The organism is Stenotrophomonas sp. 169 (assembly GCF_014621775.1).
Lineage (GTDB): Bacteria > Pseudomonadota > Gammaproteobacteria > Xanthomonadales > Xanthomonadaceae > Stenotrophomonas.
Window position 1 is genome coordinate 340,978 of sequence record NZ_CP061204.1, and the last position, 19,067, is coordinate 360,044.

Below are 19,067 nucleotides of genomic sequence, written 5' to 3' on the forward strand. Positions count from 1 at the left end.
AAAGGGGACGGAGGGTGCTAAGTCGTTTTCCGCACCTTAAGGGCCAGAAACGACTTAATCCCCTCCGTCCCCTTTTTGCTCAGACCTCGCGCAGGGCGGTGGTGATCGGCAGGCGGGCGGCGCGCAGGGCGGGGAACAGGCCGCCGACCAGGCCGATGCCGAGTGCCCACTTCAGGCCGCTCCACAGCAGCTCCGGCGAGACGTGGAACTTGAACACCACGGCGCTGAAGTTGCTGCCGATCGTCGATACGCTGTAGCCGTTGAACAGCAGCCACGCCACCGCGCAGCCCAGCAGGCCACCCAGCAGGGCCAGCAGCATCGTTTCCAGCATCACGGCGGTCACCACAGGCAGGCCGCGGAAACCGATCGCGCGCATGGTGGCGATCTCGCGGGCGCGCGTGGCGACAGCGGCATACATGGTGTTCAGCGCGCCGAACACCGCACCGATGGCCATGATCGTGCCGATCACCTTGCCCAGGATGTTGATCAGGGTGGTCAGGCCGCCGCCCTGCTTGCTGTAGTAGACCCGGGTGGTTTCCACGTCGAGCTTCAGCCGGGGATCGCCGGCGACCGCTGCCTTGAACTGTTCGAAACCGGGCTTGCCGTCGGTGCGCACCGTCACCGACTGCAGGGCACTCCGCTGGTAGGTGGTGGCCAGCGTATCGACGTCGGTCCACAGCTCCGAATCGTGCGCATCGCCGGAGGCGAACACGCCCACCACTGTCCACGTCTGGTTGCCCAGGTTCAGCGTGCTGCCCACGTCCATGTCGCGGAACTGGGTCTTCGCCCCTTGGCCGACCACCATCTCGCGCTTGCCGCTGGCGAACTTGCGGCCCTCGATGATGCGCACCTTGTCGTGCACCGCCCAGGCCATGTCGCCCACCCCGCGGAACTGCGCGTTGACATCGGTGCCGTCGGACTTCGATACCAGGTTGACCACCTGTGACAGCTCCGGCGACAACAGGGCGCGTCCCTTGTCGTCCCGCGCTACGCCGGGCAGGGTCGACAGCAGCGGTACCTGCGTGCGGGTGATCACCGAGTTGGTCTCTGCCTGCGAGCCGCCACGCAGCACGATGGCGGTGGTGTCATCGCCGGTACTGTTGAGCGTGGCCTGGAAGCCGGCACCCATCGCCAGCATCGCCACCAGTACGCCGACCACGCCAGCGATGCCGACCACGATCACCGACGAGGCGCCCCAGCGCTGCGGCAGGCTGGCGATGCCGATGCGGGTGGCCGCCAGCGCAAGCCGTCCACTGCGGCCCAGCAGCAGCCACAGCGCCAGCAGCACGGTGACGGCCAGCACCCCCCACCAGGGCAGCCAGACCCAGAACGCCAGGCCGACCGCGAGCGCGAACAGCATCGCGGCATTGAGCAGCCACTTCTTCAGGGTGTTCTTCATGGTCATGTCCTCAGCGTCCGGCCAGCGCGTCGACGATCTTCAGCCGCTTGGCGCGCAGCGCCGGCAGCAGTCCGACCACGATGCCGATCACGATGATCAGGGCGATGCCCACCAGCCACGTGGCGGTGGGTACATGCGGCGGCAACAGGCCGCGCGTCTGTGGCGCCAGTACCGGCAGGATGAGCGCCGCCAGGCCCATGCCGATCGCGCCGCCCAGGCCGACCAGCAGGATGGCTTCCACCATCACCAGGGTCAGTACGGTGCGGTCCTGGAAGCCCAGTGTCTTCAGCGTGGCCAGCTCGGGTATGCGTTCGCGCACGGCCTGCGCCATGGTGTTGCCGGTCAGCAGCAGCAGGGTGAAGAACACCGCGCCCATGATCGACGTCACGATCATGCCGATGTCCGCGAACTGTTTGACGAAGGCCTGCTGGAACGCCGATTCGGTCTGGGTCTTGGTCTCATGGTCGGAGTTGGCCGAGATCGCATCGATGGCCTGGGCGACGCGCGAGGCGTGGTCCGGATTGTCCAGGGTGATGGTGTACCAGCTCACCTGGCTCTTGATGTAGTCGTTGGACTCATCGAAATATTTCCAGTTCATCACCAGCTGCTGCTCTTCATTGCCGGCCACGGTGCGGTCTTTGGAGCGGAACGTGCCGACCAGCTCCAGCGGCCAGTCATTACTGCCACCGCGCGGGAAGATGGTGGCCTGCAAGGGAATGGTGTCGCCGACCTTCCAGCCGAACTTCTTCGCCAGGGATTCGCCGACGATGGCGCCGGTCCGTGTGTCCTGCCAGCGCTTCAGCTGGTCGGGGGCGACCTCCAGCTCGCGGTAGATGTCGAAGTAGTTCGGTGCCACCGAGAAGTTGGGGAAAAAATCCTTGGGATCGCGGTAGATGCCCCCGAACCACATGCCGTAGGTGACGTCGCGTACGCCGGCGACCTGCCGGATCTGTGCGTCCAGGCGGATCGGCAGCGACTGGGTGATGGACAGCCGCGAGGCAGTGATCAGCCGATTGGCGCCTTCCACGCTACCGCCCGCAGTGAACGCCACGCGGACCGAATCCAGCATGCCGAACAGCAGGAAGGCCGCTACCACCGACAGCAGGGTCAGCAGGGTGCGGGTGCGGCTGCGGAACAGCTGCGCCCAGACCAGTGAGAAGTATTTCATCAGCGTGCCCTCGGTCAGTGCGCCAGCGGTGCGGCGGCAAGTTCGCCCTTGTCCAGGTGCACGGTATGGGTCGCGTACTCGGCGGCCTTCGGATCGTGGGTGACCATGATGATCGTCTTGCCGTGCTCGCGGTTGAGCTGCTGCAGCAACTGCAGGATCTCTTCGGCGGACTGGCGGTCAAGGTCGCCCGTAGGCTCGTCGCAGATAAGGAACGTGGGGTCGGACACGATCGCGCGCGCGATGGCCACGCGCTGCTGCTGACCACCGGACAGTTCGTTGGGGCGGTGGCTGCGGCGGTCCGCCAGGCCGACCAAGGTCAGGGCGATTTCCGCGTTGCGCTTGCGCTGGGCCGCGTTGAGGTGGGTCAACAACAAGGGCAGCTCGACGTTCTTCTGCGCGGTCAGCATCGGCATCAGGTTGTAGAACTGGAAAACGAAGCCAACGTGGTGGCTGCGCCAGGTGGACAGCTGGCCGCCGCTCATCTGGTCGATGCGCTCGTCTTCGATGGTGATCTCGCCGTCGCTGGGCGAATCCAGTCCCCCGATCAGGTTCAGCAGGGTGGTCTTGCCCGAACCGGAAGGCCCCATCAGCGCGACGAAGTCGCCCTTCTCGATGTCCAGGTCGATCCCGTGCAGGACCTTCACCTGCTCTGGTCCGCGCTGGTAGGTCTTGATGATGTTGCGCAATGAAACCAGGGTCGACATGCCGATTCTCCAGATGCGGTTGTAACGGCCGCTGGCCGTCAGACAGAAAACCTACGGTTGTTCCTTTACCTTGCTGCCGTCGTGCAACGCGTCCGTCGGATCGATCACCACCGCCTCGCCAGCGCGTACGCCCTGCAGGATCTGTCGGTCTGCGTTCAGTGCCAGCCCCGGGGTCACCGTGCGCTGCTGCACGCGGTCATCGGCCAGCACGAACACCACGCTGCCTCCGTCGCGCTGCACGACCGCCGTGGCCGGGATGCGCACGCCCTTCGGCCTGTCCTGGGTGTCCGCCTTCGGCTGCTCCAGGAAGCTCACCCGCACGCCCATCTCCGGCACGATGCGTGGGTCGCGGGTCTTGATCGATACACGTACCTTGACCGTCGCCTTGCCACGGTCCGCCGTGGGAACGATGGCAATCACCTCCGCCGGGATCTTCCAGTCCGGGTAGGCATTGAGCGTGGCCTCGACCGGCATCTTCGGCTGCACGCGACCGATGAAGGCCTCGCCGACCTCGACTTCGATCTCCAATGAATCCATGTCCACGATGGTGCCGATACCGGTACGGGTGAAGCCACCGCCTGCCGACAACGGCGATACGATCTCACCCGGCTGCGCCGCCTTGGCGGTGACCACCCCGGAGAACGGTGCGCGCACGATGTTGTTGTCCACGCCGAGGTCGGCGATGGCCAGCTGGTTGCCCGCCACCTGCACGTTGCGCTGTGCGGTATCCAGCTGCGCACGCAGGCTGTCGCGCTGGGCGATGGACTGGTCGAACTGCGAACGCGACACCAGCTGCTGCCCGACCAGGGATTGCAGGCGGCCCGCTTCAGCATCCGCCTGTTTCAGCTGCGCCTGCAATCCGGCCACCTGGCTGCGGGCTGCCTGCACCTGCGAGGCAGACAGGTCGCGCTGGGCGCCCGCATCGATCGGGTCCAGCGTCGCCATGATCTGGCCTTCCTCGACGCGCATGCCTTCTTCGATCATCACCTCGCGGACTTTGCCGGTGATCTTGGCCGATACCGTGGCCATGCGCCGTGCGACCACGTAGCCACTGGCATCAAGCACCGATGAGGCAGCGCCCGCCCCGTCCAAGGCCACTGCGGGTGCCGTCTGTACCTCAACGGCCTGCGGGCGCAGCATCCACACCGCCGCGGCGATACCGAGCAGCACCACCACGGCAATCACGATCCACAGCCAGCGGCGGCCACCCGGCGTGGGCGGCGGCGGCGTCTTGCGATCGATGCGAAGTTCTTTCAGGAGTTCACTGGAGGCGTTCATAGGGACCATGACGATGGATCGAGCGGAGTGTGACCCCCCGGTCCCCGAGGGGCAAACGGGAGCTCCGGTGCCTGCACAGAATGCGCGCTCCTGCGTTGCCGGTGCAGTGACAGCTGTCACCTGATATGGCTGACGGCGGGCACTGCGTGCCACAGGCGGAAACCGCGAAGCTGCCAGCGTGATCCACGATCCATGCAGACCACCGCCCGCCCGCCAGGATGCCCCGCATGCACACGCCCTCCGTTACACCGCTCGCTTCACTGGACACCGTAAAGGTGACCTACCGCGCTGCCCCGGCGCTGCGTGGCATCAGCCTGCAGGTGCACGGCGGCGAGGTGCTTGCGCTGCTGGGTCGCAACGGGGCGGGAAAAAGCACCGCCATTGCCGTGCTGCTCGGCTTGCGCCATGCCGACGCCGGCACCGCGGTGCTGATGGGCGGGGACCCACAGTCGCGGCGCCAGCGCGCGCAGGTGGGGGTGATGCTGCAGAGCACGGCGCTGCCGGAGAAACTGCAGGTCGGCGAACTGGTCGATCAGTTCCGTGCCAGCTATCCGGATCCCCTGCCGCTGCAGGAGGCGCTGGCAACGGCCGGTATCGAATCCCTGCAGCATCGCCGCTACGGCCAGCTGTCCGGCGGTCAACAGCGGCGCGTGCAGTTCGCCATCGCGGTCTGCGGCCGGCCGCACCTGCTGTTCCTGGACGAGCCGACGACCGGGCTGGACGTCGATTCCCGACAGGTGATGTGGAAAGCGATCCGCAGCCTGGTCAGTGACGGCTGTGGCGTCGTCTTGACCACCCACTATCTGGAGGAAGCCGAAGCCCTGGCGGATCGGGTGATCGTGCTGGAGCAGGGACGGGTCCTTGCCGATGGGCCGATCGCCTCGTTTCGTCCACAGTTGGCACCGCGCCGCATCCGTTGCCGCAGCGCCCTGCAGGTAGACGTCGTGCGGCACTGGCCTGGCGTGCGCGAGGTGCAGCGCGACGGTGCGTACCTGCAGCTGCTGGCCGAACCGGCCGAAGCGGTGGTCGCGCGTCTGCTGGCCGACGACCCGCAGTTGCAGGAACTGGAGGTACGTGGCGGCGGGCTTGCCGAAGCCTTCGTCGAAATGACCCAGGAGGCCGAATGAACGCCACGTCCCGGACGTCCACCGCTGCGGCGCGTCGTCCTGCCACGCGCGCGTTGGCGCCCTATGTCGCCGAGCTCAAGGCAGAGCTGCGCCGTACGTGGCGCACGCCGGCCTTCGTGTTGCCGTGCCTGCTGTTCCCGGTGCTGTTCTATCTGATGTTCGGGGTGTTGCTGGGCCGCGGCCACGCGGCGCGTTACCTGCTGGCGACCTACTGTGTGTTCGGTGCGATGGGACCGGCGCTGTTCGGTTTCGGCGTGCAGTTTGCTCTTGATCGCGCCGGTGGCCTGTTGACCCTGAAACGCGCCTTGCCGGTGCCGCCGTTGGCGCCGCTGCTGGCGCGCCTGCTGATGGCGGTGATCTTCGCGCTGATGGTTGCGGTATTGCTGATTCTTGCCGCGCGCCTGCTGGGAGGGGTGCAGCTGGCCCCAGGGCAGGTCTGCGGACTGCTGGGCGTGGCGGCGCTGGTTGCCTTGCCACTGGGTGCGATCGGCCTGTTGATCGGGACCTGGGTCGGTGCCGATGCCGCCCCTGCCGTGGTCAACCTGGTCTACCTGCCGATGGCCCTGCTGTCAGGTCTGTGGGTGCCGTTGTCCGCGCTGCCCACGGTGTTCAGCACCTTTGCGCCGTTATGGCCGACGTGGCATGCGGCGCAGCTTGCGTTACCGGTGATGGGCGAGCCGACCAGCGGCAGCGCGACCGTGCACGTACTGGTGCTGGTCGCGGTGACGGTGTGCTGTGCACTGCTTGCCTCTCGCCGCCTGCGCCGCATCGGCTGACATGGCATGATCGGCCGCGACCGTCCCCTGCTGGAATCCCCTGTGCCATTGAAGTGGCTTGCCCCCCTCGTGCGCCCTGCGCCGGATTCCGCTGCAGCCGATCATCGGCGGCGGGGACAGTCCGCCTGGAGTGATTACATCCACCTGTTATGGACGTCGTGGGTGTTCCTGACGCCGCTGTTCGGTGGCGGCTACACCGCGCGCTGGGGGGTGCTGACGCTGATCAGCTACCCGACGTTCCTTTTCCTCTATGCGCGCACGATGCTGTCGCCGCGCCACCACGCGCCCCGCTACGCCTTGGCGATGGTGGCGTTGAGCCTGGTGCTGGTGCCGTGGTATCCCTCGGGCATCAGCTACTTCGTGTTCGGTTGCGTGATGCTGCGCGTCTGCCGCAGCGGCAGTACCTGGCGCTATGTTCTGCAGTTGCTGCTGCTCAATGCCGTGTATGTCAGCACGGCGTATCTCTCGGGGTGGGCATGGCAGAACCTGGTCTGGATTCCCTTCATGTCGGTGGTGATCGGGCTCATCTCCAACACCGAGTCGCTCAACAGGGACCGCGACGCCCAACTGCAGCTTTCGCAGGACGAAGTACGGCGCCTTGCCGCCACCGCCGAACGTGAGCGCATCGGGCGCGACCTGCACGATCTGCTCGGCCACACCCTGTCGCTGATCACATTGAAGCTGGAGCTGTCGCGCAAGCTGTACGATCGTGGCGACGCACGTGCCAGGCTGGAGATGGGCGAAGCGGAAGATATTGCGCGGCAGGCGCTTGCAGAGGTGCGCAGCGCCGTCACCGGATTCCGCTCCAGCGACCTTGCCGGTGAACTGGCGTCGGCACGTCTGCTGCTGGAATGCCAGCAGGTGCACCTGGCGTACCAGCCACCGCCGCCCATGCCGCTGGAAACCGAGCGGGCGCTGGCCCTGGTGTTGCGCGAAGCGGTCACCAACATCGCCCGCCACGCGCGTGCCGGCACGGCGCAGGTCGACTTCGAGCGTGTGGGCAACACCTTGCGTATGCAGGTCTGTGACAATGGCCGCGGTGGAGTGACGCGCGAAGGCAATGGTCTCGCCGGAATGCGTGAACGCATCGTGGCACTGCAGGGCACGCTGCAGATCAGTACAACGCCGCAGGGCGGCACCTGCATCGCGGCCAGCGTGCCGATGCCGGTAACGCCCAAGGGAACGCACAGTGTGCCCGCCCCCTTTCATCCCACGTCATCCAGGGAAGCATCATGATCCGGATCGTATTGGCCGAAGACCAGGCCATGGTGCGCGGTGCCTTGTCGGCGCTGCTCGGCCTTGAGCCGGATATCGAGGTGCTGGGCAGTGCAGCGGACGGCGAAGCCGCATGGCGCATGCTGCAGCAGGTGCAGCCGGACATCCTGGTCACCGACATCGAAATGCCCGGACTGACCGGACTGGAGCTTGCCCAGCGCATCGCACGGCAACAGCTGCCGATCAAGGTAGTGATCGTCACCACCTTCGCGCGTACGGGTTTCCTGCGCCGTGCGTTGGATGCCGGCGTGCTCGGCTACCTGCTGAAGGACGCACCGGCTGACCATCTCGCCGATGCGCTGCGGCGCGTACAGCAGGGCGCCCGCGCGATCGACCCGCAGCTGGCCTTGGACGCCTGGTCGCAGGCCGACCCATTGACCGACCGCGAGCGCCGCGTGCTGCGCCTGGCCGGCGAGGGCAAGACCGCCGGCGAAATCGCCACCGACCTCGGCCTTTCACACGGCACCGTACGCAACTACCTGTCCGAGTGCATCGGCAAGCTGGGCGTCGCCAACCGTATCGAAGCCTACCGCCTCGCCCGCCAGAAAGGCTGGCTCTGAAAAAGGGGACGGAGGGGATTAAGTCGCATCTGGCCCAACAGTGCCAGATGCGACTTAATCCCCTCCGTCCCCTTTTTTACTTCCTGGGGCCGCGGGCCATGGACGGGAACACGCCATCGCGGCGGACCCAGGCGTGGTACAGCGCGGCGCCGATGTGCAGCAGCACCGTGGCGAACAATACGTAGGCGAGCAGACTGTGTGCGCTGCGTAGTGCGGTGTATACCGCCGGGGAGTGCGGCGCGATCGCGGGCAGGTTCATCCCGCTCCACAGCACGATGGGATAGGCACCGGCAGACAGCATCGACCAGCCGATCAAGGGCATCGCCAGCATCAGCGTGTACAGCAGCCAGTGCGAGGTCTTGGCGGCCAGGGCCTGCCACCATGGCAGGTCGGCCGGTAGCGGCGGTGGACGGTGACGCAGGCGGTTGTACAGGCGCAGCAGCACCAGCAGGCCGATCGCGATGCCCAGTGGACGATGGATATCGACCAGCATTGGACGCAGGTGCAGCGAGGCCACCATGGTCACGCCGATGAACAGCATCGCGAGGATCATCAGCGCCATCGTCCAGTGCAGCACCCGTGCCAGCAGATTGAAATGGCCGGTGCTCTTGTCAGGCGTGTTCATCGTGCGACCCCTGCATCATTGCCGGCCTGGCCCCGCGCACTTTCGCGCTCGCGGCGGTTGAACGAATGGGAATACACCGCGGAGCGTGTCGCCAGAATGGCGTCATCGCTGCCCTCGATACCTGCAGGCAGGATCAACGGATCGAAGTTGAGGTCGTTGCAGGCGCCGCCGGCCTGCGGCTGCAGGTGGTCCAGGGTCAGTACGCCCGCCTGCACGTGGCGACGCTCGCTCGGCCACGGCGTGGACGGATCCTCGATCGCATCACCGGCATCGGCCAGCGTGACGATCAGGTTCCAACGCACCGGCCCCTGCGCGAGACGCTGCTGGAACTCGTCCGCCAGATAGTCCAGTCCCGCCGTGCGCCGGGCCTGCTCGTCCAGTTCGACGACCGGCGCTTGCGGCTGCCAGCTCCAGCGCACGGCCTGTCGTGTGCCGTCCGCAGCAGTGAACCAGAAGCTGTTGACGCTGTTGAACGTGGTGTTGGCCCAACTGTTCGACCAGGGTGCGGTCTTTGCCCATTGCTGGAACGCGCGTGCGCTGGGGTACTTCGCCAGCACGGCGGCCATCTTTGCCGGGTCGGGCTTGCCCGTGGCCGGCTCGGGCAGCTGTGCGCGGGTCTGTTCGAGGAAGGCCTCCGGCGTAGGGACCGCGAAGAACGGGAAGCTGTTCATCGCCATCCGCCACTCCTGGCCATTCTGGCTGATGAGTTGCAGCGCGATGCTGCGGACGCGGGCCTGCGCATCGGCGCCATGCGGGTCACCGCCGCCGATCGACAGCCGGCCCAGCACCGGGACGCGCGGCTGGGCGAAAACCTCCGCCTTGGACAAGGCGGCCCCCTCGGGCGAACCGGTAAACCAGCCGCTGACGCAGACGCCTTTGCTGTGCGCGCGGCGGAAGCCGGGGTGCGCGGCGCCGGTGGCCTCGATGGTGTCGGTGAACTGCTGCGCGGTAGGCCGATCGCGGCCGATCCAGCCGGCCAGCCAGGCGAAGGCCAGCGCCACGATGCCCAGGATCATCGCGATCAACGCGATCCAGGGCAGCGGCGAATGCGCTCGCGGGCCACGCGGTGTCCCGCCATGGCGGGTAAAGCGGAACAAGGGCATTGGCGGTTCCTGCCTGGCAATAGACTTGCGGGGATAGCGCCATCGTAAACAGAAAAGGGGACGGAGGGGATTAAGTCGCAATCGGCCTGAACGGGCCAATCGCGACTTAATCCCCTCCGTCCCCTTTTTCGGGGTTCAGGCGTAGCGGGTCTTCAGCATGGCCCAGGCCGAGCGCAGGGCGAGGGCTTCGCCGCCGGCCGGGCGGCCGGGGCGTTCGCCGTCGTTCCAGGCGTACACGTCCAGGTGGGCCCAGCGCTGGCCCTCGGCCAGGAAGCGCTCGAGGTACAGCGCGGCGGTGACTGCGCCGCCCATCCGCGAGCCGGCGTTCGCCAGGTCCGCAATGCCGCTGTGCAGGTAACGCAGGTACGGCCGCCACAACGGCATGCGCCAGACCGGATCGCGCGTCTGTTCGCCCGCCTGCAGCCACTGCTGGGCCACGGCATCGTCATTGCTGAAGAGTGCGGGCAGGTCCGGGCCCAGCGCGATGCGCGCCGCGCCGGTCAGGGTGGCGAAGTCCAGCACCAGGTCCGGCTGCTGCTCGCTCGCGTACGTCAGCGCGTCGCCCAGGATCACCCGGCCTTCTGCGTCGGTGTTGTCGATTTCCACGCTCAGCCCCTTGCGGGTGGCGATCACTTCCCCAGGACGGAAGGCATCGGGCCCGATCGCGTTCTCCACCGCTGGCACCAGCAGGGTCAAGCGGACAGGAAGCGCCTGCGCCATCACCAGCCCGGCCAGCGCCAACGCGTGCGCGGCCCCGCCCATGTCCTTCTTCATGTTGCGCATGCCATCGGCCGGCTTGATGTCCAGCCCGCCGGTATCGAAGCACACGCCCTTGCCGACCAGCACCAGCGACGGATCGCTTTCCTTGCCCCAGCGCAGCACGATCAGCCGCGGGGCGCGATGCGATGCACGGCCCACCGCATGGATGGCCGGGAAGTTCTGCTGCAGCAGCGCATCGCCGGTGATCGCTTCGACCTGCGCGCCGTGCGCCTGCGCCATGGTGCGCGCCGCGTCTTCCAGCTGCTGCGGTCCCATGTCTTCGGTAGGGGTGTTGACCCAATCGCGGACCCGCAGGCTGGCGTGCACCAGGGCAACGACTTCCGCCGACGGACTGGCCAGCAGCTGGGCCGGTGCGCGGTTGCGCTTGCGGTAGCGATCGAACCGGTAGCTGCCCAGGCCCCAGCCCAGCTGCAGCAGCTCGTGCTGTGCGGCATCCAGTGAGCTGGCCAGCTGCCACACGCTGCCCTCTGGCAACGCGTGCGGCGCATGGGCGTAGCTGTAGGCATCGGCGGCGTCACCGATGCCGATCACCGCGCCGGCGATGCCCTGCTCACCCGGCAGCAGGGCGACGCTGTGCGCGCTGCCGTTGAAGCCCTGCGCCTGCAGCCATGCCTGCATGGCCGGCGGTTGGCCGGCGTTCCAGTCCTTGAAACCGGCGCGGTCCAGCACATGCAGGGGCAGTGCGTGCTCGGACGCGGCAACGAAACCGACGATATCGCTCATGGGTCAGGAACTCCTGGTGGCGGTGGCGGCGACGTTGGCATCAAGCCAGTCGGCCAGCCCGGTAAGGGTGTCGAACTGCAGGTCAGGCTGCAGCGAAGGGTGGTTCCAGGAAGCGGCCTCGCGGTTGATCCAGCAGCCACGCAGGCCCGCGGAGATGGCACCGGCTACGTCCATGTCGATGTGGTCGCCGACATGCAGCACGTGCTCCGGCGCCACGCCCAGCCGCGCGCAGGCGGCGTGGAAGATGCTGGCCACCGGCTTGGCGGCGCCGTGCTCGCGCGCGCCCAGCTGGAAGGCGAACAGGTGCGATACGCCGATGCGCTCCAGGTCCGCATTGCCATTGCTCAGCGCGGCCACGGGCACTTTCGCGGCGATCCGCTGCAGGGCCTCCAGCGCATCCGGGTAGTACTCCACCTGGTTGCGCGCGGCATGGAACGCTTCGTACGCCGGCTCGACCAGCGCGAGGTCGGCGCCGCTGGCCTGCAGCGCCTGCTGCAGCGTCAGGCGTCGCAGCGCGCTGAGGTCATGGTGCAGGTGGGGGTTGTCGACGTACGCACGCTCGCGCAGCTCACGCATGGCCGCCAGCGGGAACATCGCCGCGGTGGCCGGGCTGTGTTCCTGCATCCAGTCGTGCAGCACGGTGTCGATGCGTGCGCCGATGGGAGCAAAGGGCCACAGGGTGTCGTCGAGATCGAGGGTGATGGCTTGGATGGGAAAGTTCACCCGACCATTCTACGCCCGTCGCAACTGGCTTTCATTCCAGCAGCCGTGACCACCCCTGCATGCCATCCAGCCGCGCCAGCACCAGCTTCACGCACACCAGCAGCGGAACCGCCAGCAACAGGCCGACGAAGCCCCACAACCAGCCGAAGATCATCAGCGCAAGGATCAGCACCAGCGGGGAAATCTTCATCCGCCGGCCCAGCACGATCGGCGTGACCATCTGCCCTTCCAGGGTATGCAGGGCCAGATACGCCGCCGCCGGCAGTACGGCCTCCAGCGGGTCGGGGAACTCGACAAAGCCGACCAGCAGCATCAGCGCTACACCGATCAGCGGCCCCACGTAAGGGGCGAAGTTGAGCAGCGCCGCCGCGGTGCCCCACAGCAGGGCATCCTGCATGTCCAGGCCCAACAGCATCAGCACGCCCGCGAACAGCAGGCCGACCAGGCTGTTGATCACCGAGATGGTGAGCACGTAGCGGGAGACCTCGCGTTCGATGGCGCGCAGGATATCGGTGGTGAAGCGCTGTTGCTGGCGGCTGGGGAACAGGGCGATCGCGTGGCGCTGCAGGTTCTGCCCGTAGATCATGAAAAACAGGGTAAGCAGCACCACCGCCAGCACCGAGGCGAGCAGGCGCGGTGCCTGGGTGATGGCTTTATACGGGTCATCGAGCTGGGTGCGCACCACCTGTACGCGTCGGGTGCCTTCGCCGGCAGCAACGCGGGCGAAATTCTCCGCCGCCTGGTTGGCCTGCTGCACCGGCTTGGTCAGGTTCTGCACCTGGCGTCCGATCTTGCGCAGCTGCTGCGGCGCCTCTTGGGCCCATTCCATCGTCGGTACCACCAACTGCACGGCCAGCGCCGTGGTGGCGCCCAGGCCGAGCACGATCACCAGGATCGCGCCCAGCGGACGCGGCACCCAGATGCGCTGCAGCAGCCGCAGGATCGGATTGCCGACCAGGGCAAAGAACATCGCCAGCAGGATCGGCAGCACGATCGCCTGCGCCGCCCACAGGGTGAACGCCACCGCCAGCGTCGCCAGCACCACGAGGGCAACCGGGGCACGCGGACGGGGGGATGGAGGGGTGGGCGCTGTCTGCGCCGGACCGGTGGTAAGGGACTCGCTCATCGACGCACCGGCAGGGGAAAGTACGTCATTATCCGCCCGCCGCGATCAACGCGGCGGGGTGACCATGTCAACGTTCGGACAATTCCGTGGCGGCCTCTGCGGGACGCGGACCGGTGCCCGCATCACGCTCCTGCGAGACGCCGGTAGTTCCCGTTCGTGGCGTGTTCCGTGCGGCGGCTGCAGCACCCGCTGCCGCACCGGCCGCGGCCGCCGTTGCCGTCGGGTTGACGGCATCGTCTACTTTCTCCGCGGCCGCATCGGCCTGTTCGGCGGCATCGTCAGCGGTGCCGGCGGCATGGGCGGCCATCGCCGAAGCGAAGGCGGCCTGGCCGCTGGCCACGAGATTGGAGACCGAGCCGACCATCTGCAGCCAGCGTGCGCCGCTCACCTTGCCGGGTATCTCCAGCTTGCCGGCGACGAAACCACTGGCCACGCCGGCCACGATGATGCGCAACGGCGACCAGCCACTGCGCCACACCTGGCTGAGCACGCCCCAGTTGTCCTGGGTGTCCACCAACCGCACGGCGACGACCTGTTCGCAGCGCTTCACGCGGCTGCGCAGGGTGCTGAACTTCATGGCTTGCCCTCCGGAATCTTGACGCCCGCATCCGGATCTTCTTCGCTGGGTTCGTCGAACAGACCCAGCTTGGACAACTGGCGGCGCGTGGAATGCATGCCGGTATGGTGGAAGAAGTAAGACACCCGCCATGCGGCGAGCCCGGTGATGACCAGGCTGAGCACCGACGTCATCAGCAATGCATGCAGCCATGACATGCCCCAGCTCTGCAGCAGGGCAATGAAGGTGGCCGCCAGGAACAGCCAAGCGGACGCACCGAATACGATGGCCACGCCGGCCCAGGCCAGCGCCCGACCGAATGCGCTGCGCGCAAGCGCGAAGTCAGCCGATGCCAGGCGGCGCAGCGAACGCAGCGAATGCTTCGCTGCGTCGGCCGTTGCGCGGCTGGCACGGGTGACCTCGCGGATGCTTTCATCCAGCGGCGGGGTGGCCGCTGGATCTGGACCGCGTGCGCTGTCTTCGCTTTCGCTCACGCCGCGGCTTACTTGTCGTTACCGCTGTTGGCGAACTTGGCGATCAGCCAGCCAGCCGCGAAGGCCACGCCGAACGAAGCCAGCGGACGCTCACGGATCAGCTCGGCAGCGCTGTCGACCAGGTCCTTGCCCTTGTCCATCAGCGCATCGACCTGTTCCTTGGCGGCGGCACCGCCGAACTCGGCAGCAGCAAGACCAGACAGGGCGGTGTCAGACAGCTCGGCCTTGACGTTGGCCTTGCCGATACGCAGTTCGTCACCTGCCGCGCCAGCGGCACCCTTGATCGCGCCGCCTGCCGCATTGGCAGCCGACTTCAGGTGGGTGGACGCTTCGCCCAGCTGGTCTTTCAGGTTTTCGGTATTGGTGGGGCTCATGAAAAACTCCTGTTCTGTGGGATTGGCAGCCGCCATCCGGGAAGCGGAATGGCCACGGACGACATGGATACCACCGCCCGGGTATAGGGGGCGTTACGGTAGGGCATGCCGTCAGCGCATGACCAACTGCCCACGGGCATTGCCGCGCACGATGCGCAGCACCAGCTGCGGCGGGCGCTGCTGGAAGTTGGCTTTCCAGCTCGCCAGGTCGGCGAACTCACCGGCGCTGGCCTCGGTGACGATGTCGCCCTTGGCCAAGCCGGAAGCGGCAGCCCGGCTGCCACGCGTGACCTCGTTGACCAGCACCCCGCTGATGCCCGACTGCCGCAGTGACTCGGGCAGGTCGATGAACGTGGCGCCGCCCAGGCGCGGATCGAGGGTGTCGCCGGCGATGGCGCGCGCCTGTTCCTTCAACGTCGCCTTCAACTGCAGGGGTTTGCCATCGCGGCGCAGTTCAAGGGCCATGGTGCTGCCCACCGCCGCCAGCCCTTCGATGTTGTGCAGCGCCTGTGCACTGTCCACCCGCTGTCCGTTGGCGCTGAGCACGACATCACCGGCGCGCACCCCTGCCGCCGCGGCGGCCGATCCAGCCAGCACGCGGCTGACCAGCGCACCACGCGACTCGGACAAGCCCAGCCCCTGCGCCAACTGAGGCGTCAGATTCTGGCTTTCGATACCCAGCGTGCCACGCACCACCACGCCATGTTTGACCAGCTGGTCGACGACGTTGCGTGCCAGGTTGGAGGGGATGGCCAGGCCGAGGCCGATGTTGCCAGCCATGCTGCCCTGCGGATTGAAGCTGGCGGTGTTGATGCCCACCAACTGCCCCTGCAGGTTGACCAGTGCACCACCGGAGTTGCCCGGGTTGATCGATGCATCGGTCTGGATGAAATTCTGGTAACCGAGCCCACGGATGCCGCTGCGGCCCACGGCCGACACGATGCCCGAGGTCACCGTCTGGGTGAAGCCGAAGGGATTGCCGATCGCCACCACGAAGTCGCCCACGCGCAGCTGGTCGCTGTTGCCGAGGCTGATGGCGGTGAGCCCATCGGCGGGAATCCGGATCAGCGCAATGTCGGTGTCGGCGTCGGAGCCCAGGAATTCGGCCTTTACGGTGCGCCCATCGGACAGCGTGACCTGCACATCGTCGGCGTTGTCGATGACATGGTGGTTGGTCAGCACCAATCCCTCGGCCGCATCGATGATCACGCCCGAGCCCAGCGACTCGTTGATCCGCTCCTGCGGGACGTCGGGGAACAGGCGGCGGAAGAACGGATCGTCGAAGAAGGGATTGCGCACCCGCACGACCTGCTTGGTGTTGACGCTGACCACGGCGGGGGTGACTTTCTCCAGCATCGGCGCCAGCGAGGGTACGGGCTGGCCTGCGACCGAGGCCGGCAGCGCGGTCGTCGTCGGGATGCTCACCGGCGCAGGCGCGGCTTCGGCGCGGTTATCCAGGTGTGCGTTGATGCCGGTGGCAACGAAGCCGCCGAAGGCAGCGGCCAGCGCGAGCGTAAGCAGGGTCGGAATCGGTCGCATGGGAATCGTGGTCCGTGCAGGAACAGGTAGTGGATGGAGCGAGCTTGCGTGATCGCGGCGGCAGCGTCGAGACCTGGCGATGCACACGATGCAGTTGGGTGGCTGCGTTGCCCGGGAGGGGCTGCCGCAGTGTCTCCCGCAAGGACTAAACATGCCATGAAAGTGGTCGCTTGCTGCTGGCAAAGTTGCGCAATTCCGCGCAAACACCGATGTCGATGCGCGCTTCGCATGTCACGCCGGGTGCGCTGCAGGCAGGTCCGCTCTGTTGCCTCCGGTACCGCGGTATTTGCTGGAAACCAGCATAAAAGCGCTGTTTTATCGATATTGGTGATCGCGCATGCGGTGCATCTGCGGCACATAGGGGCCCAACGGTTGCTTGCACGCGCGCAGTTTCCCGTTCCACGATGCAGGCTGCCGGTATAGCATCGCCTCCGTTTTGACATTCCAGCCCCCCAGGAGGGCAAATCATGAGCAACGGTAATGGTGTGACGACGACGCTGAGCGAAACCGTCGAGAACGTGAAAGAAGCTGCAAGCAACGTTGGCGAGACCATCGCCCACACTGCCGAGGACGCCGTGGCTGCGGTCAAGACGACGGCCAAGCGTGTTCGCAAGGCGGCAACCACCCGCGTCGCCGCGGCGAAGAAGTCGGTCGCCAAGGTCGAAAAGGCCGTGGCAAAGAAGGCAGACGATGCAGCCAAGTCGGTCGGCAAGTCCCTCTCCAAGGCGCGCCAGAAGCTGGAAACGGCCAAGAAGAACGCCCAGGCTGAAGCCGCTGCGCTGACCAAGACGGTCGCCAAGAAGAAGGCCGCCGCCACCAAGGCCGTGACCAAGAAAGCAGCTGCAGTGAAGAAGACCGCGACCAAGAAGGTGGCCGTAGCCAAGAAGACCGCGACCAAGAAGGCCGCTGTTGCCAAGAAGGCCGTCGGCAAGAAGGTCGCCGTGGCCAAGAAGACCGCGACCAGGAAGGCCGCTGTTGCCAAGAAGACCGTCGGCAAGAAGGTTGCCGTGGCCAAGAAGACCGCGACCAGGAAGGCCGCTGTTGCCAAGAAGACCATCGGCAAGAAGGTCGCCGTGGCCAAGAAGGCTGTCGCCAAGAAGTCTGTCGCCAAGAAGGCAGTGGGCAAGAAGACGGCTGTTGCCAGGAAGGCTGTCGCCAAGAAGACCGCTATCGCCAAGAAGACGGCGACCAGGAAGGTAGCGGTTGCCCGCAAGACCGTTGGCAAGAAGACCGTTGCTGCCAAGAAGGCTGTCGGCAAGAAGTCCGCCGTTGCCCGCAAGACCGTCGCCAAGAAGAGCGCTGTTGCCAAGAAGACCGTCGCGCGCAAAGCCGCACCGGTGAAGAAGGCAGTGGGCAAGAAGACGGCTGTCGCCAAGAAGACCGTTGCCCGCAAGGCTGCACCGGCGAAGAAAGCCGTAGCGCGCAAGGCGCCGGCGAAGAAGGTTGCCGCACGCAAGGGCGCGACCAAGCGCGCCAAGTAAGCGCGTGGCCGTATCCCCTGCCGCCCGTTGATGGGCAGGGGAGCGGACGATGATGCCGCTGCACACAGCGTGCAGGGCATCATGGGCACCTCCCTCTGCGAGGCATGGCCCGATGCGCGGTCTCGATTTCAGTTCCTGGCAAGCCGTGCTGTCCACCCTGGGTGGGCTGGCAATCATCACCCTGCTCGGCGTAGGCATCCGCCTGTTGGTGATGCAGACCCTGCAGGCACGCCGCGAGCGCGAGAACCGGCAGATCAACGAACGCCTGCGCACGCTGATGGCCGCCTACAAGACGTTGGGCGGATCGTTCACCGGCGACCTGGACGTCAGCCCTGCACACCTGCGGCAACTGCGCGAGCGCGCGCATGTGGACGGTGTGATGGAACCCGGATCGGACCGGGCGCGTCGCATCCGCGATGCCGTCGAAGCCGCCCTGTCGGACATCCTGCTGCTGGGCACCGACGAGCAGGTGCGGCTGGCGGCCCACGCGGCGACCGAACTTGCGCAGGGGCGACCGGTGCACACCCACGAGCTGGTGCTGTCATTGCGCGACTTCGTCCGTGAGGCGCTGGATCTTGCGCCGATCCCGGCCGGCCTGGCCATTCCACGGCAAGGCCCGACCCGCCCCGCCAGCAGTGGCGGTGGGGCAGGCAAGGGCCGCGGCGATGGCGGCGAACGCGGTGGTGCCGGCAAGGGCGGCGGTGGCGCGGGGGGCGCCGGCATGGGCGCCATGGGGGGCATGGGGGCAGGCATGGCGATGGGTGCGCCCGCCAGCGACGAGCCGGATCCACGCGCACCCTGAAAACGGCCACCCTCCCTTACGGCAACTCGACCACCGGCACGAAGCCGCCAAAGATCATCCGCTTGCCGTCGAAGGGCATGGGGTTGGTTGCCGGATCCATGCGCGGGTCGTCCATCATCTTCTTCATGCCGGCATCGCGCGTGGCCTTGTCCGGCCACTCGATCCAGGAAAACACGACGGTCTCGTCGTCCTTGGCCTGTACCGCACCGAAGAAATCGGTCAGCTTGCCGCGCTGGACGTCATCGCCCCAGCATTCGACCACCCGTGTCGCACCGAACTCCATGACCACCGAGCCGCCCGTACGCGCGTGGTCGATGAAGGCCTGCTTGTTCGCCGTAGGTACGGCGAGAACGAATCCGTCGATGTAGCTCATGGCGTTGCTCCTGCTGGCCTGCGGACGCAGTGCCTTCATGGGTATGACGAACCCAGGCGACGGAAATCGACACGCTGCAGC

20 protein-coding genes are annotated in these 19,067 nt (G+C 66.8%); 6 read left to right on the forward strand and 14 right to left on the reverse strand.

The genetic code is table 11. The features are described from left to right. Nucleotides 1-79: 79 nt before the first annotated feature. From ICJ04_RS01390 to ICJ04_RS01405, 4 genes are read right to left on the reverse strand one after another with little or no spacing between them, the layout of a single operon-like run. A complete protein-coding gene (locus tag ICJ04_RS01390; protein WP_188325789.1) occupies nt 80-1,399 on the reverse strand; it encodes an ABC transporter permease in 1,320 nt (439 codons plus the stop codon). Between the two features lie 10 nt (nt 1,400-1,409). Further along, on the reverse strand, nt 1,410-2,567 hold the full coding sequence (locus ICJ04_RS01395; protein WP_188325790.1) for an ABC transporter permease: 1,158 nt from the start codon (nt 2,565-2,567) through the stop codon (nt 1,410-1,412). 14 nt (nt 2,568-2,581) lie between these two features. Further along, nucleotides 2,582-3,271, reverse strand: a complete 690-nt coding sequence (locus ICJ04_RS01400; protein ID WP_188325791.1) for an ABC transporter ATP-binding protein — start codon at nt 3,269-3,271, stop codon at nt 2,582-2,584. A gap of 51 nt (nt 3,272-3,322) precedes the next feature. Beyond that, nucleotides 3,323-4,549 carry an efflux RND transporter periplasmic adaptor subunit gene (locus ICJ04_RS01405; protein WP_188327165.1) on the reverse strand — a complete coding sequence of 409 codons (1,227 nt, stop codon included), beginning with the start codon at nt 4,547-4,549 and terminating at the stop codon, nt 3,323-3,325. 227 nt (nt 4,550-4,776) lie between these two features. Here ICJ04_RS01405 and ICJ04_RS01410 point away from each other — a divergent pair, with 227 nt between their 5' ends. The 4 genes from ICJ04_RS01410 to ICJ04_RS01425 are packed head-to-tail and all read left to right on the forward strand — an operon-like array spanning nt 4,777 to nt 8,287. Further along, the gene (locus ICJ04_RS01410; protein WP_223202959.1) at nt 4,777-5,676 is read left to right on the forward strand and encodes an ABC transporter ATP-binding protein; all 900 of its coding nucleotides are present in this window, start codon (nt 4,777-4,779) and stop codon (nt 5,674-5,676) included. After that, nucleotides 5,673-6,452, forward strand: a complete 780-nt coding sequence (locus ICJ04_RS01415; RefSeq protein WP_188325793.1) for an ABC transporter permease — start codon at nt 5,673-5,675, stop codon at nt 6,450-6,452. Before ICJ04_RS01410 ends, ICJ04_RS01415 begins: the two co-directional genes overlap by 4 nt. A 6-nt stretch (nt 6,453-6,458) precedes the next feature. After that, entirely contained in the window at nt 6,459-7,688 is a 1,230-nt protein-coding gene (locus tag ICJ04_RS01420; RefSeq protein ID WP_188325794.1) for a sensor histidine kinase, read from the forward strand. Then, nucleotides 7,685-8,287, forward strand: coding sequence for a response regulator transcription factor (locus tag ICJ04_RS01425; RefSeq protein ID WP_188325795.1), 603 nt, complete (start codon nt 7,685-7,687; stop codon nt 8,285-8,287). Before ICJ04_RS01420 ends, ICJ04_RS01425 begins: the two co-directional genes overlap by 4 nt. A gap of 76 nt (nt 8,288-8,363) precedes the next feature. Here the strand turns inward: ICJ04_RS01425 and ICJ04_RS01430 are convergent, their stop codons facing one another. The 9 genes from ICJ04_RS01430 to ICJ04_RS01470 form a co-directional block, all read right to left on the reverse strand. Further along, the gene (locus tag ICJ04_RS01430; protein ID WP_188325796.1) at nt 8,364-8,912 is read right to left on the reverse strand and encodes a cytochrome b; all 549 of its coding nucleotides are present in this window, start codon (nt 8,910-8,912) and stop codon (nt 8,364-8,366) included. Next, entirely contained in the window at nt 8,909-10,015 is a 1,107-nt protein-coding gene (locus tag ICJ04_RS01435; protein ID WP_188325797.1) for a catalase family peroxidase, read from the reverse strand. The genes ICJ04_RS01430 and ICJ04_RS01435 overlap by 4 nt, the downstream gene beginning before the upstream one ends. Before the next feature lie 135 nt (nt 10,016-10,150). After that, the gene (locus tag ICJ04_RS01440) at nt 10,151-11,518 is read right to left on the reverse strand and encodes a leucyl aminopeptidase family protein (RefSeq protein ID WP_188325798.1); all 1,368 of its coding nucleotides are present in this window, start codon (nt 11,516-11,518) and stop codon (nt 10,151-10,153) included. A gap of 3 nt (nt 11,519-11,521) precedes the next feature. After that, nucleotides 11,522-12,241, reverse strand: coding sequence for an HAD family hydrolase (locus ICJ04_RS01445; RefSeq protein ID WP_188325799.1), 720 nt, complete (start codon nt 12,239-12,241; stop codon nt 11,522-11,524). Nucleotides 12,242-12,272: 31 nt separating this feature from the next. After that, a complete protein-coding gene (locus ICJ04_RS01450; protein WP_188325800.1) occupies nt 12,273-13,367 on the reverse strand; it encodes an AI-2E family transporter in 1,095 nt (364 codons plus the stop codon). Between the two features lie 67 nt (nt 13,368-13,434). Then, on the reverse strand, nt 13,435-13,944 hold the full coding sequence (locus ICJ04_RS01455) for a protein sip-5 (RefSeq protein ID WP_188325801.1): 510 nt from the start codon (nt 13,942-13,944) through the stop codon (nt 13,435-13,437). Further along, the gene (locus ICJ04_RS01460) at nt 13,941-14,417 is read right to left on the reverse strand and encodes a phage holin family protein (protein WP_188325802.1); all 477 of its coding nucleotides are present in this window, start codon (nt 14,415-14,417) and stop codon (nt 13,941-13,943) included. The genes ICJ04_RS01455 and ICJ04_RS01460 overlap by 4 nt, the downstream gene beginning before the upstream one ends. Nucleotides 14,418-14,425: 8 nt before the next feature. Next, nucleotides 14,426-14,791 carry a hypothetical protein gene (locus ICJ04_RS01465; RefSeq protein WP_188325803.1) on the reverse strand — a complete coding sequence of 122 codons (366 nt, stop codon included), beginning with the start codon at nt 14,789-14,791 and terminating at the stop codon, nt 14,426-14,428. Between the two features lie 111 nt (nt 14,792-14,902). Next, nucleotides 14,903-16,330: a Do family serine endopeptidase gene (locus ICJ04_RS01470; RefSeq protein WP_188325804.1), complete on the reverse strand. Its 1,428-nt coding sequence runs from the start codon at nt 16,328-16,330 to the stop codon at nt 14,903-14,905. 467 nt (nt 16,331-16,797) lie between these two features. Here ICJ04_RS01470 and ICJ04_RS01475 point away from each other — a divergent pair, with 467 nt between their 5' ends. Together ICJ04_RS01475 and ICJ04_RS01480 are read left to right on the forward strand one after the other, a co-directional pair. Further along, complete coding sequence (locus ICJ04_RS01475; RefSeq protein ID WP_188325805.1) at nt 16,798-17,811, forward strand: histone H1-like repetitive region-containing protein; 1,014 nt, start codon at nt 16,798-16,800, stop codon at nt 17,809-17,811. Nucleotides 17,812-17,923: 112 nt separating this feature from the next. Then, nucleotides 17,924-18,613 (forward strand): hypothetical protein, encoded by a 690-nt coding sequence (locus ICJ04_RS01480; protein WP_188325806.1) that lies wholly within the window; start codon nt 17,924-17,926, stop codon nt 18,611-18,613. Between the two features lie 16 nt (nt 18,614-18,629). Here ICJ04_RS01480 and ICJ04_RS01485 read toward each other — a convergent pair whose 3' ends face one another. Beyond that, nucleotides 18,630-18,986 carry a DUF1428 domain-containing protein gene (locus ICJ04_RS01485; RefSeq protein WP_188325807.1) on the reverse strand — a complete coding sequence of 119 codons (357 nt, stop codon included), beginning with the start codon at nt 18,984-18,986 and terminating at the stop codon, nt 18,630-18,632. Nucleotides 18,987-19,067 lie beyond the last annotated feature (81 nt).